At 70.1% G+C, this 281-nt stretch carries 1 protein-coding gene; it reads left to right on the forward strand.

What is annotated here, in order from left to right; genetic code table 11:
* A partial coding sequence (locus SAZ04_RS21855; protein ID WP_332699632.1) for a hypothetical protein occupies positions 1 to 281 on the forward strand: 281 nt, incomplete at both ends.

Raw genomic sequence — 281 nt, forward strand, 5'->3', positions numbered from 1 at the left:
CGCGCGGGGATCCGGGGCTGGAGCCGGCCTGTCGCGAGGTGCTCCCCTGCCTGCGCGAACACCTGGTGATCCGCCACGATCACGCGATCGCGTTCCTGCGGCGGGTCGACGTGCAGCGGTGGGGCCGTCCTGACGACGAGATCTACCGGACCGCCCACGCGAACATGCAGGCCGAGGCCTCCACCGGGATCTCGCTGGTCAGCCGTCACCCGTCCCCGATCTGGCGCGTCGAGGTAGAATCCGATCACGACGGTTCGCGGCTGTTGATCCCGGGGTTCCTG

This window comes from Halalkalibacter lacteus, from assembly GCF_036663595.1.
GTDB classification, from domain to species: Bacteria; Bacillota; Bacilli; order Bacillales; family Bacillaceae_D; genus Halalkalibacter; species Halalkalibacter lacteus.